Annotated in this window: 12 protein-coding genes; 5 read left to right on the top strand and 7 right to left on the bottom strand. The window is 73.0% G+C overall.

Annotation, left to right across the window (positions count from 1 at the left end):
• Positions 1–124: 124 nt before the first annotated feature.
• Positions 125–1558, bottom strand: a complete 1434-nt coding sequence (locus DP939_RS10090; protein WP_113980363.1) for an excalibur calcium-binding domain-containing protein — start codon at positions 1556–1558, stop codon at positions 125–127.
• Between the two features lie 203 nt (positions 1559–1761).
• Here DP939_RS10090 and ald point away from each other — a divergent pair, with 203 nt between their 5' ends.
• Positions 1762–2877 carry an alanine dehydrogenase gene (gene ald, locus DP939_RS10085; protein WP_113980362.1) on the top strand — a complete coding sequence of 372 codons (1116 nt, stop codon included), beginning with the start codon at positions 1762–1764 and terminating at the stop codon, positions 2875–2877.
• Between the two features lie 15 nt (positions 2878–2892).
• Here the strand turns inward: ald and DP939_RS10080 are convergent, their stop codons facing one another.
• Positions 2893–3618, bottom strand: coding sequence for a DUF3105 domain-containing protein (locus DP939_RS10080; protein WP_113980712.1), 726 nt, complete (start codon positions 3616–3618; stop codon positions 2893–2895).
• Between the two features lie 122 nt (positions 3619–3740).
• Here DP939_RS10080 and DP939_RS10075 point away from each other — a divergent pair, with 122 nt between their 5' ends.
• The 3 genes from DP939_RS10075 (at position 3741) to DP939_RS10065 (ending at position 6223) form a co-directional block, all read left to right on the top strand.
• A complete protein-coding gene (locus DP939_RS10075; RefSeq protein ID WP_113980361.1) occupies positions 3741–4409 on the top strand; it encodes a DUF305 domain-containing protein in 669 nt (222 codons plus the stop codon).
• A 68-nt stretch (positions 4410–4477) separates the two neighbouring features.
• Positions 4478–4774: a DUF3467 domain-containing protein gene (locus DP939_RS10070; protein WP_113980360.1), complete on the top strand. Its 297-nt coding sequence runs from the start codon at positions 4478–4480 to the stop codon at positions 4772–4774.
• A gap of 36 nt (positions 4775–4810) precedes the next feature.
• Positions 4811–6223 (top strand): phytoene desaturase family protein, encoded by a 1413-nt coding sequence (locus DP939_RS10065; protein WP_113980711.1) that lies wholly within the window; start codon positions 4811–4813, stop codon positions 6221–6223.
• A gap of 1 nt (position 6224) precedes the next feature.
• On the opposite strand, the gene DP939_RS10060 is transcribed toward DP939_RS10065, so the two are convergent.
• Entirely contained in the window at positions 6225–7295 is a 1071-nt protein-coding gene (locus DP939_RS10060; protein ID WP_113980359.1) for a threonine aldolase family protein, read from the bottom strand.
• Between the two features lie 7 nt (positions 7296–7302).
• The gene (locus tag DP939_RS10055; RefSeq protein ID WP_199565070.1) at positions 7303–7974 is read right to left on the bottom strand and encodes an SDR family NAD(P)-dependent oxidoreductase; all 672 of its coding nucleotides are present in this window, start codon (positions 7972–7974) and stop codon (positions 7303–7305) included.
• A 212-nt stretch (positions 7975–8186) separates the two neighbouring features.
• On the opposite strand from DP939_RS10055, the gene DP939_RS10050 reads away from it, so the two are divergent.
• Positions 8187–8864: a hypothetical protein gene (locus tag DP939_RS10050; protein ID WP_225878141.1), complete on the top strand. Its 678-nt coding sequence runs from the start codon at positions 8187–8189 to the stop codon at positions 8862–8864.
• Here the strand turns inward: DP939_RS10050 and DP939_RS10045 are convergent.
• The 3 genes from DP939_RS10045 to DP939_RS10035 all read right to left on the bottom strand — a co-directional run bounded on the left by DP939_RS10045 (position 8825) and on the right by DP939_RS10035 (position 12817).
• Complete coding sequence (locus tag DP939_RS10045; RefSeq protein WP_113980356.1) at positions 8825–9496, bottom strand: response regulator; 672 nt, start codon at positions 9494–9496, stop codon at positions 8825–8827. The two genes, DP939_RS10050 and DP939_RS10045, sit on opposite strands and share 40 nt — an antisense overlap.
• A 112-nt stretch (positions 9497–9608) precedes the next feature.
• Positions 9609–11171, bottom strand: coding sequence for a serine/threonine-protein kinase (locus DP939_RS10040; RefSeq protein ID WP_113980355.1), 1563 nt, complete (start codon positions 11169–11171; stop codon positions 9609–9611).
• Positions 11171–12817 carry a zinc ribbon domain-containing protein gene (locus tag DP939_RS10035; protein WP_113980354.1) on the bottom strand — a complete coding sequence of 549 codons (1647 nt, stop codon included), beginning with the start codon at positions 12815–12817 and terminating at the stop codon, positions 11171–11173. The genes DP939_RS10040 and DP939_RS10035 overlap by 1 nt, the downstream gene beginning before the upstream one ends.
• Positions 12818–12937: the final 120 nt, after the last annotated feature.

Below are 12937 nucleotides of genomic sequence, written 5' to 3'. Positions count from 1 at the left end.
GAGCTGAGGTGTGCTGCGTGGACTTGCCTACGCGTGAACTTAACCGCACTCTAACGCACAGTCAATTTAGCTTTACCCAGAGTGATCGATGTCCGCTCGAGGCGGAATCGGGGTCAAGCGCCGGTCAGCCCGGCTCGTCGTGGTCGCACGCCACGTTGTCGTGGTCCTTGTCCTGATAGTACTGGTACTCCGGGTGGGTCTCCTTGAAGTACGGACCGTATCCCGCCTCACCGACCTCACGGCAGCTCGCGAAGCGCGGATCGGGTTCGTCCAGTTCGCGACCGCCCTGCGGCGCGATCCCGACCGGGGCCGCCGTCGTCCCGTTCCCGGACAGGGTCGCGGTGCCCAGCCCGGTCGCACCTCCCGTCGGCCCGGTCACCGGCCCCGTACCTGTGCCCGTGCCCGTGCCCGTGCCCGTGCCCGTGCCCGTGCCCGTGCCTGTGCCCGTGCCCGTCGCCGGGTCGGTTCCGGTGCCCGTTCCCGTACCGGCGGGTGCCTCCGGCACGCAGGTGCTCTCCGGAGTCGCAGTCCCGGCCCCCGGCGGCGTGACCCCGGTCTCGGTCCCGGTGCCGGTCCCCGTCCCCGTACCCGTCCCCGCCGTAGGCGCGCCTCCCGTGGAGCCGTCGCCCACAGGCGACCCCGCACCGTCGGCCGCCGCTCCGCCAGTCCCGCCAGCCCCGCCGGTACCGATCGGCCCTCCGTTGCCCGCGGGCCCTCCAGTGCCGCCAGTGCCGCCAGTGCCGCCAGTGCCGCCAGTGCCGCCAGTGCCGCCAGTGCCGCCAGTGCCGCCAGTGCCATCGGTACCGATCGGCCCTCCGTTACCCGCGGGCCCTCCAGTGCCGCCGGTGCCGTTGGTGCCCGGCGGGGTGCCCGTGCCTCCTGGAGTGGTGCCGTTCGGGGCGGCGGAGCTCGGGACGGTGCCCGGGGGGCAGGTGGCGGTGGTGGCCGGGCCGCGGAGTTTGGCCACGATGCCGTCGGCGACGTCCTTGCTGAAGGAGCCGGACAGGCTGAGGGTGTCCTCGGTGATGGCCTGTGCCACGCGCGGGGCCGCCACCACGCGGTCGCCCGCGACCACCACGATCCGCTCCCGTACCGCCTCCTGCGTCAGCGCGCCCACCTGGTCGCGGAACGGCGCGGGCAGCGCGATGCGCACCGCGTAGGTGCCGGTCGGCTCGCGTACGGCCTCGATGGTGCGTACGGCGGTGACCGCCACGCCGTCGGCCATGAAGTAGCAGGTGGTGCCCGCGTCGTCGAGCAGCGCCTCGCGGCCCGGGCAGGGCGCGGGCTGGGTGCCGGTCAGCGGCGCGAAGAAGATCGGCGCGGCCAGCTTGCTGGGCCGGGTGCCGCCGGGCAGCGCGTCGGGGTTCACCGTCATCAGCACGGCGACGGTGGCGAGCACCCCGGTGATGACCACGACCAGGACGAGCGCGACCGCGAGCAGCGCCGTGGTCGCCCTGCTGGCCTTCGGCTCGTCATCTGCCGGGGCGGCCTCCGCGGACGAGGGCGCCCCTGGCTCCTCGCCGGAATCCGGCCGCTTCTCCACCGGCTGCTTCTCCATCGGTGTGGACCCCATATGTTCATGACGTTGCTCGCTGGCGGGAACGAGCCTACCGATCGTCCCCAACCCCGCGTAATCCACGCGTAAAGGCATTGCTTCCCCGACAAATTGTCATCAAGCTCCGCCGATTCCCTCCACCCTGCGCGTGGTGGTCCTCCCCGGGGGAACGCACAGTGAAAGACGGGGCTACGCGAGGAGGAGCCGTGCAGATCGGAGTTCCGCGCGAGGTAAAGGACAACGAATACCGCGTCGCGCTCACGCCGGCCGGGGCGCACGAGTTCGTCCGGCACGGGCATCAGGTCCTCATCGAACGGGACGCCGGTACCGGCTCGGCGATCCCCGACGACGACTTCGCCGCCGCCGGGGCGGTGATCGTGGCGTCGGCCGACGAGGTGTGGGGGCAGGCCGACCTGGTGCTGAAGGTCAAGGAGCCGGTCGCGGTGGAGTACCACCGGATGCGCAAGGGCCAGGTGCTGTTCACCTATCTGCACCTGGCCGCGTCGGCGCCCTGCACCACGGCCATGCTGGAGTCGGGGATCACCGGCATCGCCTACGAGACCGTGCAGACGGCGAGCGGCTTCCTGCCGCTGCTCGCGCCCATGTCGGAGGTGGCCGGGCGGCTCGCGCCGCAGGTGGGCGCCTATCACCTGATGAGCCAGGGCGGCGGGCGCGGGGTGCTGATGGGCGGCGTGTCGGGGGTGCACGCGGCCCGCGTGGTGGTGATCGGGGCCGGGGTCGCCGGGATGAACGCCGCGGCGATCGCGCTGGGCATGCAGTCGGAGGTGGTGCTGCTGGACAAGAACATCGACCGGCTGCGCCAGGCCGACATCATCTACCAGGGCCACTGCCAGACCATCGCCTCCAACGCCTACGAGATCGAGCGTGCCGTCCGTGAGGCGGACCTGGTGATCGGGGCGGTTCTGGTACCGGGGGCCAGGGCCCCCAAGCTGGTCACCAACGAGCTGGTCGCGCGGATGCGCCCGGGCTCGGTGCTCGTGGACATCTCCATCGACCAGGGCGGCTCGTTCGAGGACTCCCGCCCGACGACCCACGCCGACCCGACGTACCGGGTCCACGACTCGGTCTTCTACTGCGTCGCGAACATGCCGGGCGCGGTCCCGCACACCTCCACCTACGCGCTGACGAACGTCACCGTCCCCTACGCGCTGGCCGTCGCCGACCTCGGCTGGCGGGCGGCGCTACGGGCCGACCCGGCCCTCGCCCGCGGCCTGAACACGCACGAGGGCCATGTGACGAACCGGCCCGTGGCCGAGGCGCACGGGCTGGAGTTCGCGGGCGTCGATGAGTTCTTGACGTAGGGCCGTCCCCGCGGCTCAGGAGGCGCTGGGCTCGGGGGCGCCGGTCGCGGGGGCGCTGGGCTCGGCGGGCGGCGTGCCCATGGTGTCCGCCGATCCGCTCGGCGCGACCGCCGGGATCTCCTTCTGGGCCGCGGTCTTGTCGGTGCTGTACGGGCCTTCGCAGGAGGCGCCGAACTCCGGCGTGTTGGTCGGGTTGTTGCGGTACTTGCTGATGAACCGCGGAAGCTTGGGGTCGTCGGCGGTGGCCAGCTTGAGCTGGTTGTTCCACGCGCTGGCCACGACCGGCGAGGGCAGCCCGGGGTACGGGCTGAGCAGCATGTACTCCTCGGAGGCCAGCTTCTTCAGGGTGTCCACCTGGGCCTTGGGGAGGCTGGGCTGGTAGGTGATCCAGATCGCCCCGTGCTCCAGGGAGTGGACCGCGTGCTCGCTGTTGACCGGCTCGTCGTAGATGCCGCAGCGCTGCCAGACGCTGTTGTGCTCACCGCCGAGCGGCGGGTTCTCCTTGTAGGAGATCTTGGTCTCCTTGTGCTGGCTGGCCGGGTACTTCGCGGAGACCACATCGCCGAGCGAGGTCGCCGACCGTTCCCTGATCAGATAGAACGCGACCACGCCGACGAGCAGGATGATGACGAGCCCGCCCGCGCCCCACATGAGCATGGCGGTACGGCGCTCCTTGCGCTTCTGCGCGGCTCGCATCTGCGCCAGATGCTCACGCCTCGCCTGCGCCTTCTCCTTGGACATCATTCCTCCATCGGCGGGCCCAATCAGGGGTCACCTTATTCCGTACCAACGTATGTGGAGAATAAGGGCTTTAAGTTCTCCTCACGCCGCTTACCGGAGATCACGGGTACGCTGAGCAAACGATGGACGTCCCCGTTGAAACTCCCGCACGCCCACGGCGCCGCCCGCTGCTCGTCGTGGCGGTCTGCGCCGTCCTGGTCGCCGTCGTCGCCGCCGTCGTGTTCGCCGGCCGGTACGGCACGCCCTCGGACGCCTCCCCGGAGGCGGGGTTCGCGCGGGACATGGCCGTCCATCACGCCCAGGCCGTGGAGATGGCGTTCGCCGCCCACGACGCCACCCAGGACGAGACGCTGCGGGCGCTCACCAGCGACATCATTCTCACCCAGACCGCCCAGCGCGGGATCTTCATGGGCTGGCTTCAGCAGTGGGGGCTGAACCAGGCGGGTGAGCTGCCGCGGATGGCCTGGATGTCCGGTCACGGACACGGCGCGGGCCGGGCGAAGCCCGCGACGCCCGCCGGCGGGCTGATGCCCGGCATGGCGAGCGCCGCGGAGATGGACCGGCTGCGACAGGCCCAGGGCAAGGCGGCCGAGGTGCTGTTCCTGCAGCTCATGATCCGTCACCATGAGGGGGGCGTGCAGATGGCCGACGGCCTGCTGCGCCTGTCCGACCGCGAGGAGGTCGCCACCATGGCCAGGCACATCAGCGCCGGTCAGAGCGGCGAGATCAAGCTGATGACCGACCTGCTCCGCGCCCGCGGCGCGAAGCCGTACCCGACGATCCTCGACTGACGCGTCCGGCCCCAGGCCGGAGGCGTCCTCCCCCTCCCACCCCCACCGCCGCGAAGGACGGAGAGACAGTGAACGACGAGCCGGAGAGCCATCTTGAGGTGAGCATCTCGGCCGAGGTCGAAGCGGGGATGTACGCGAACTTCGCATCGGTCTGGCACACCCGCGATGGGTTCGTCCTCGACTTCGCGGTGATCACCAGGCCGCCGCAGCTCACCGGCGATCCGCAGTCCGGGCAGCGCATCCTGAGCGTCCCGACCCGCATCGTCAGCCGTATCCGCCTTCCCCCGAGCCAGGTCTTCGAGCTGATGAAGGCGCTTGAGCAGCAGCTCACCGCCTATGAGAAGGAGACCGGTCACAAGGTCTGAAAGATCGGGTGGCCGCCGACAAAGGGGGGCGTGCGCGTGGCGGCCGACGGTTTCGACGCGGTCGTGGTGGGGTCCGGGCCCAACGGGCTGTCCGGGGCGCTGACGCTGGCCGCCGCCGGGAGGCGGGTGCTGCTGGTGGAGGGCGCCCGGCGGTTCGGCGGCGGGCTGCGCACCGAGGAGCTGACGCTGCCCGGCCACGCCCACGACGTGTGCGCGTCCGTGCTGGCCATCGCGGTGGCCTCCCCGGCGTTCCGTGACCTCGGTCTGAACGTCGAGTTCGCGCATCCGCCCGTCCCGGCCGCTCACCCGCTGGACGACGGGCCCGCGGTGCTGCTCCACCGCGATCCCGCGCGGACCGCCGCCGGGCTGGGCCGCGACGGCGTCGCCTGGCTGGAGACGGTGGGCGCGGCGGCGCGGGCCGGGTTGCCGCTGGTGGACACGCTGCTGGCGCCGTTCGGCGTGCCGCGCGCGCCGGTCGCGCTGGCCCGGTTCGGCCCGCTGGCCCTGCTGCCCGCCACGGTGCTCGCCGGCACGGTGTTCCGCGCGCCCCGGGCGCGGGCCCTGCTGGCCGGGATGGCCGCGCACTCGATGCTCGACCTGCGTGCGCCGGTCTCCTCCGGGTACGGCATGATGCTGGCCTCGCTGGCGCACCTGGTCGGCTGGCCGGTGGCGCGGGGCGGCTCCCAGACGTTCGCCGACGCGTTGGTGGCCAGGCTGCGCGAGCTGGGCGGTGAGGTGGTGAGCGGGCAGTGGGTCGGCGACCTGGCCGAGCTGCCGCCCGCCCGGACGATCCTGCTGGACGTGACCCCGCGCCAGTTCCTGCGGATGGCCGGGCCGCGGCTGCCCGCCCGCTATCGGGAAAGGCTGTCCAGGTTCCGCTACGGGCCGGGGGCGTTCAAGCTGGACTGGGCGCTGTCCGGCCCGGTGCCGTGGCGCGATCCGGCGGTGGCGGGGGCGGGCACGGTCCACCTCGGCGGGACGCTCGCGGAGATCGCGCACAGCGAGGCGGAGGTGGCCGCGGGGCGGCACCCGCGCCGGCCGTACGTGCTGGTGGTGCAGCCGGGCGCGGCCGATCCCACGCGCGCCCCGGCCGGCGGGCACACCCTGTGGGGCTACTGCCATGTGCCGAACGGCTCCGGCGTGAACATGACCGAGGCGATCGAGGCGCAGATCGAGCGGTACGCGCCGGGCTTTCGCGACCTGATCCTCGCGCGCAGCGCGCGCGGCCCCGCCGAGCTGGAGCGGCACAACCCCAACCTGGTGGGCGGCGACATCGGCGGCGGGCTGGCCGGCCTGTGGCAGTTCGCCGCGCGGCCGGTGCTGTCGCCGCACCCGTGGCGCACCCCGCTGCGCGGCGTCTACCTGTGCTCGTCGAGCACCCCGCCGGGCGCGGGGGCGCACGGCATGGGCGGCCGGGAGGCGGCCCGCCTGGCGCTGCGCGAGACCTGATCTAAGGCCGCCGTCCGGCGGCCATTTCCTCGGCGACGGCCGCGGCGAAGGCGTCCACGTCGGCCTCCGTGGTGTCGAAGGAGCACATCCAGCGGACCTCGCCGGTGCTCTCGTCCCAGGTGTAGAAGGCGAAGCGGTCGCGCAGCCGGTCGGCGACGGCGGCGGGCAGCACCGCGAACACGGCGTTGGCCTGCACCGGCGAGCGGACCCGCACCCCCGGGATCTCGCGTACCGCCCGCGCCAGCCGCGCCGCCATCGCGTTGGCCCGCCGGGCGTTGCGCAGCCACAGGTCGCCGCCGAGCAGCGCCTCGAACTGGACGGACAGGAACCGCAGCTTGGACCCGAGCTGCATCGCGGTCTTGCGGACGTACTCAAGCCCGCCGGCCGCGCCGGGGTTCAGCACGACCACGGCCTCGCCGTACATCAGGCCGGACTTGGTGCCGCCGAAGGACAGCGCGTCCACGCCCGCGTCGGTGGTCAGCGCGCGCAGCGGGACGTCCAGCGCGGCGGCGGCGTTGGCCAGCCGCGCGCCGTCCAGGTGGACCCGCAGGCCGAGCCGGTGGGCGTGCGCGCAGACGGCCGCGGTCTCCCGAGGGGTGTAGACGGTGCCCAGCTCGGTGGCGTTGGAGATGGTGACGACCTTCGGCTGCGCCCGGTGCGGGTCGCCGAACCCGTGGGCGCGGCGGTCGATGAGGTCAGGGGTGAGCTTGCCGTCCGGGGCCGCCACGGTGAGCAGCTTGAGGCCGCCGGTCACCTCGGGGGCCCCGCCCTCGTCGGTGTGGACGTGGGCGCTCTCCGCGCAGACGACGGCCTCCCAGGGGGCGCACATCGCGCGCAGCGCGACCACGTTGGCCCCGGTGCCGTTGAACACCGGCCAGACGCGCGCCTGCGGCCCGAACACGGCCCGGAAGACCTCTTCCATGGCGTCGGTGTAGACGTCGTCGCCGTAGGCGCTCTGGTGGCCCTCGTTGGCCAGCGCGAGGGCCCGCAGCACCTCCGGGTGGACCCCCGCCTGGTTGTCACTGGCGAACCCGCGCGCCGCGGGATCGTGCCTGCGTCGTACGACGGTCATGCGGCGGTCATTTGGAAAGGTCCAGGCGGCGGCCGTTGATCTCGACCGCGGGGGCCTCCCAGAGCCCGGCGACGATCTCCGCCAGGTCGTTCACGTCGGTGTGGCCGGGGAAGGTCGCGCCGGGGTTCTCCGCCCGCATGGCGTCGTGGACCAGCGCGTTGACCACCAGGATCGTGGCGGCGGCGCGGGTGCCCGCGAAGCCGTCGGCCATCGCGAGGGTCCATGCCTCGGCGGCGGCCTTGGCCGCCGCGTAGGCGGCGCTCCCCTGGGTGGGCGAGCGGGCGGCCTCGGCCGAGACGATCACGAACCTGCCGTCGCCGCTCTCGCGCAGCAGCGGGTCGAACGCCAGCGAGACGTGCTGGAGCGTGCGGATCAGCAGACCGTGCAGCAGCTCCCAGTCGGCCAGCGAGGTCTCGGCGAAGGACTTGGCCCCGCGCCACCCGCCCACCAGGTGGACGACGCCGTCCGCCCTGCCGTACCGGGCGGCGACGTCGCGGGCCAGGTCGCCCACGGCGTGCGGCTGGAGCAGATCGACGGTGTGGCGCTCCACGCCCTCGACGTCGGGGTGGTGGTGGGCGTCCACCGCCAGCACCGTGTCCCCCTCGGCGGCCAGCCGCCGGACGACGGCCTGCCCGGCCGGGCCGCCCGCCCCGGTGACCACGATCACTTTCGCGCTCAACAGCCGCTCCCCTCGCGCGATCGATGACGCAACCGAGCTTACGGCGAGGCGCGGCCCGGCACGGACGAGGTCACCCGTTTTCCGCCGCGTGGCGGACCCGCCGTCCCCCGCCGGGCGGACGACCCGCGCCGGGGCGCGCGGATAGCGTTCCGGCCGACAGTACGGCGGACGGGCACGGCCCCCGCCGTCCCATGACCGCCCAGGGGGCTCTCGTGCTCGACTCGACCTTCAGGCGGGTGGCCGCCGGATCACTGCTGATCGTGGCCCCGCTGCTGCAGACCGCCGCCGTCGTCGTGGACCCGGGGACGTGGGGGGACGACCGCGAGGCCGTCAGCTTCGGCGACGATCCGGTCCTGGCGCAGGTGCAGTCGGTGCTCTACCACTGGAGCTGGCTGCTCACCGCGTTCGCCGCCTTCGGGCTGCTCCACCTGGTACGGCGGCGGGCGGTGGCGCTCGGCCACATCGCGGGGGCGATGACCGTCGTCGGCTACGGCAGCATGTCGGCGCTGCTGCTCACCGACCCGGTGTCCTGGTGGTTCGGCGAACGCTACCCGGCGGAGGAGGCCGAGCGGCTGGCCGGGGAGGTGCTGGACCTGCCGGGGGTGGTGTTCGGGTTCACCATCCCGTGGCTGTACCTGGGGATCGTGGGGCTGCCCCTGCTGACGGTGGCGGTCTGGCGGGCCGGGCAGGCGCACTGGTGGGTGCCCGCGCTGGTCGCCGCGGGCGTGCTGGGGTCGATGCTGGTGCCGTACGGACCGGCGACCATCCCGTTCTGGGCGATGCCCGCGGTGGCGCTCGGCTCGGTCGGCGTGCGCATCCTGCGGATGGGCCCGGCGGACTGGGCGGCGTTCTATCCGGAGGCGCCCGGACGTACCACGCCCGCCTCGTAGGCGAACACCACGGCCTGGGCGCGGTCGCGCAGGTGGAGCTTCATCAGCACCCGCGCCACATGGGTCTTGACGGTGGCCTCACCGACGAACAGCGCGCGGGCGATCTCGGCGTTGCTGTGCCCCCGGGCGAGCAGGCCGAGCACCTCCAGCTCGCGGGGGGTGAGCAGGCCGAGGCGGGGCGGCGGTACGGGGTCGTGCCGCCCCGCGAAGGACGCGATCACCCGCGTGGTGACGGCCGGGTCGAGCAGCGCCTCCCCGGCCGCGACCACGCGTACGCCGTCCACGAGCTGTTCGGGGGGTGAGACCTTGAGCAGGAAGCCGCTGACGCCCGCGCGCAGCGCGGCGTACAGGTTGTCGTCGCTGTCGAAGGTGGTCAGCACGATCACCTTGGGCGGGCTCGGCCGGGACAGCAGCTCGGTGGTGGCGGCCAGGCCGTCCATGCGGGGCATCTGGATGTCCATCAGGACGATGTCCGGGGTGGTACGCCGGGCCACGGCGACCGCGTCCACCCCGTCGCCGGCCTCGCCCACCACGCGCATGTCCGCCTCGGATTCGAGGACCATGCGCAGGCCCGCGCGGACCATCGCCTGATCGTCGGCGATCACGACGCGGATCGCGTCCCTGGACTCCATGGCAGTACCTCCGAGTAGCGTCAGCCCGGAGCCTAGAGTGCGGAACCGTTCCTGCATACCGGACAAAACGCCCAAGCAACTCGATTCCAAGTGAGTCCCAAGTGGCCGCCGCTCACGAGGGGCGCAGTTCCACGCTCCCGGCGATCCGCTGCGCGACATCGTCCCGGCAGGTGCCGGGCGCGCAGAAGTACACCAGCAGCGCCGCCGCGCCCGGCCGGTCCACCGCGTAGCCGATGAGGTCCAGGTTCCCGCCGCCCTGCGGGTCGGCGAGCGTCCCCTCGATCCGCACGGCGGGCCTGCCGCCCACCGGCACCTGAACGATGCCCGAGGTTATGCTGACCGTGCCGGGCAGCGAGGAGCGCAGGGTCTCCTGGAGGTCCTGTACGCCCGCGTTGGGGTCGAGGGTGTCCAGGACCTGCACGAACAGGCCGGTGGCCGTCTCCGGGTCATCGCGCAGCAGCCGGTTGGCCTCGCTCCAGTCGGCGCTGACCGGGGTGACGAAGAGCCGTTCGAAGGCGGCCCCGTGCGGCGAGGCGACCGTGAACACGTCCGTGTGGGTCCGCGCGACCCAGTCGCCGGGATGGTCGAACCGCAGCGGCGCGGCGGCCGAGCCCGCGTACCGGGTCCACTCGGATTCGCCGCCGCGCAGCAGTACGGCCAGCACCGCCGCGACCGCCACGATCAGCGCCACGGCCGCCGCCGCGGCGACGATGATGCCCCTGTTGCCGCGCCGCCCGCCCGCTGGGACCGGCGACGGCTGCGTGGCGGGCGCCGGGTCCGCCGGGGCGGGCGCGGGCGCCGTGGGCCCGGCCACCACGGGCACGGCCCTGCCGTCGATCGCGTCCCGCAGTTCGGCGACGAAGTCGGCGCAGCTCGGATACCGCTGGTCGGGTGACTTGGCCAGCGCCCGCGCCATCACCCCGTCCACGCCGAGCGGGAGTTCCGGGCGCAGGCCGCTCAGCGGCGCGGGCGTCTCGGCCAGGTGCGCCCACAGCAGCGCGATGTCGTTGTCCCGCTGGAACGGCAGCCGCCCGGCCAGCGCCTCGTAGACCACGCACGCCAGGGCGTACTGGTCGCACCGCCCGTCCACGCGGTCCTTGTTGATCTGCTCGGGGGCCATGTAGCGCGGGGTGCCGATGAACTGGTCGGTCTTGGTCAGCCCGGAGATCGAGGTCTGGTGCTTGGTGATGCCGAAGTCGGTGAGGTAGACGTGCTCGCCGGTCGCGCCCCCGGCGATGAGGATGTTGGCGGGCTTGACGTCGCGGTGGATCAGGTCGTGCGCGTGCGCGGTGTCCAGGGCGGCGGCGACCTGGGCGAAGATCTGGTTGACCTGGCTGATCTCCAGCGGCCCCCGGTCCAGGAAGAGGCGGCGCATGTCCATCCCGGCCACGTAGCGCATGGCGATGTAGAGCAGTTCGCCGTCGGCGCTGGCCTCGTAGATCGGGATGATGTTGGGGTGGTCGATCCCGGCGACCATGCGCGACTCCAGCACGAAGCGCTGGCGGAAGCGGTCGTCGGCGCTGAGCGCCGGATGCAGGATCTTCAGCGCCACCCGGCGGTCGAGCCGGGTGTCGATGGCGAGGTAGACCACGGCCATGCCGCCCCGGCCGACGATCTCCTCCACCTGGTAGCCGGCCACCTCCTGGCCGATCAGTGAGCGCTCGTTCACCGGCATCACGTCTCGGCCGGGTGGCCGCAGTAGCCACAGAATCGGTGGGCGGGCCCGAGGCCCATCCCGCAGGCGGTGCAGAACCGCTGCCCCGCTCTGCCCGGCACGCCGGCGGGCACCCCGGCAGGCGCGGTGGCGGGCTGCCGGGCGGTGAGCAGCGGCGGTCCCTGCGCGCCCTCCGGCGCGGCGGGCAGGCCGGGCGGCATGGGCGAGCGCGTGACGATGCGCGTCACGTCGGCCGGCGACGGCTCGCCCCGCGCGGGGTCCTGCTCCCCCGCGGGCGATGGGGCCGGTGGCGGGGCCAGTGATGAGGACGGTGATGGGGACGGCGGCGCGGACGGTACGGCGGGGGCGACCCGCCGGTCGTTCGGTGTCATCGGTGCCGTGGCGGCGGTGTCGCGCCGCGCCCGCCTGCGCAGGATCAGCAGCGTGCCGCCGATGACGGCGGCCACCAGCACGCCCGCCCCGGCGATGAACGGCCACAGCGGGACGTCGCCACCGGCCTGCGCGGGCGCGGCGAGGGCTCCGGCGTCGTCGGGCCCGCCGCGCTTGTCCTGCGCGGTCTTCAGGTGCTTGGCGGCCACCACGTGCCCCGGGTACAGGTCGAGGACGCGGCGCAGGGCCGGTACGGCGTCACCGAAGTACTTGGTGTGGAACCGGGTCAGCGCCACCTCGAAGGCCGCGTCCAGCGGCCCGCGCCTGGGTTCGACCTTGGCCTCGGCCAGCGCCTTGGTGACCTCCCTGACGCCGATCATCCGGCCGTCCCCGGCGCCGCCCGCGAGCAGCCCCACGACGGCCCCGTCCTTGTCGCCGATCACCGGCGCCCCGGCCAGTCCCTTACCGGCGAGTTCGCCGATCTTGCGCGGTTCGTCGACCTTGCCCTCCGGATCCTTGAACGGCCTGCCGCCCTTCCCCGCGCCACCGGCGTCGAGGTGCGCGATGTCGATCAGGTGCGGGCGGTCGGCGGCGGGCCTGCCGGTGAACCCGGCCAGCGAGACCGGCGAGCCGGGCTTGTCCGGCACGCGGGCGGCGAGCGGGGCGGTCGGGAGTCCGGCGCCGCCGTCGGCGCGGCCCACGGGGAGGAGCACGGCGGGGCTGTCGGGATCGTCACCGGTGTGCCCGATCTCGGCGTTGATCCCTTCCTTGTCGGCGGGCGCAATGTTCGGAAATATCTTGATTTGCGGGGTTACCTTGGTGAGGCAGGTCGCGGACTCCGTCTTCGGCGGGTAGCACTGCTGAAGGTGCCGATTCAAGATCGAATCGTCCAGCCGATGCCGCTGAAAATCTTGCTTGATGTCCACTTTGTGGTGATCAGCGAAGACCTTGTTCGCCGCATAAACCGCGGCGTCGTCCTCGGACTTGACCACCCTGGTCAGCGTCACGACCGCGCCCTCGGGGTTGACCACCACGCCGGTCCCGCTGCCGATCGGCACCTCGTAGGACCGCTCCACGTGCTGCAGCTCGCCCACGTGATCGAGCAGGGTGACCTCCACGTGCGCGACCGCCTCGACGCGTACCACGGCGGGGGTGACGAGGTCGGTGATGCCGCTCGGGTGCTCGTGCGCGAGCGCGGGCACGGCCACGGACGTCACACCGGCCACACCGGCGAACGCGCCGAGCGCGAGCCGGATCAGCGGACCAGGGCGCCGCATCACGCCTCCCCCACAGGAGCAGTCGACGGGATACGACAAGGTTCCCAACCGGCCCGGATAAGTCAATACAAGGACCGGCAGTAAGCCAAATATCGCCAAAAGGCGTTATCAAATCGGGTC

The sequence above is a fragment of the Spongiactinospora rosea genome, from assembly GCF_003315795.1.
In the GTDB taxonomy this organism is placed as follows: Bacteria; Actinomycetota; Actinomycetes; order Streptosporangiales; family Streptosporangiaceae; genus Spongiactinospora; species Spongiactinospora rosea.
This window is presented reverse-complemented; position numbering and strand designations above follow the sequence as displayed.

Excerpts from the sequence above, each read along its gene's own strand:
- DP939_RS10090 (WP_113980363.1), bottom strand. The coding sequence starts at position 1,558 with ATGGAGAAGCAGCCGGTGGAGAAGCGGCCGGATTCCGGCGAGGAGCCA.
- DP939_RS10040 (WP_113980355.1), bottom strand. The coding sequence starts at position 11,171 with ATGCCGGTGAACGAGCGCTCACTGATCGGCCAGGAGGTGGCCGGCTAC.
- DP939_RS10035 (WP_113980354.1), bottom strand. The coding sequence starts at position 12,817 with ATGCGGCGCCCTGGTCCGCTGATCCGGCTCGCGCTCGGCGCGTTCGCC.
- DP939_RS10080 (WP_113980712.1), bottom strand. The coding sequence starts at position 3,618 with ATGTCCAAGGAGAAGGCGCAGGCGAGGCGTGAGCATCTGGCGCAGATG.
- DP939_RS10045 (WP_113980356.1), bottom strand. The coding sequence starts at position 9,496 with ATGGAGTCCAGGGACGCGATCCGCGTCGTGATCGCCGACGATCAGGCG.
- DP939_RS10075 (WP_113980361.1), top strand. The coding sequence starts at position 3,741 with ATGGACGTCCCCGTTGAAACTCCCGCACGCCCACGGCGCCGCCCGCTG.
- DP939_RS10060 (WP_113980359.1), bottom strand. The coding sequence starts at position 7,295 with ATGACCGTCGTACGACGCAGGCACGATCCCGCGGCGCGCGGGTTCGCC.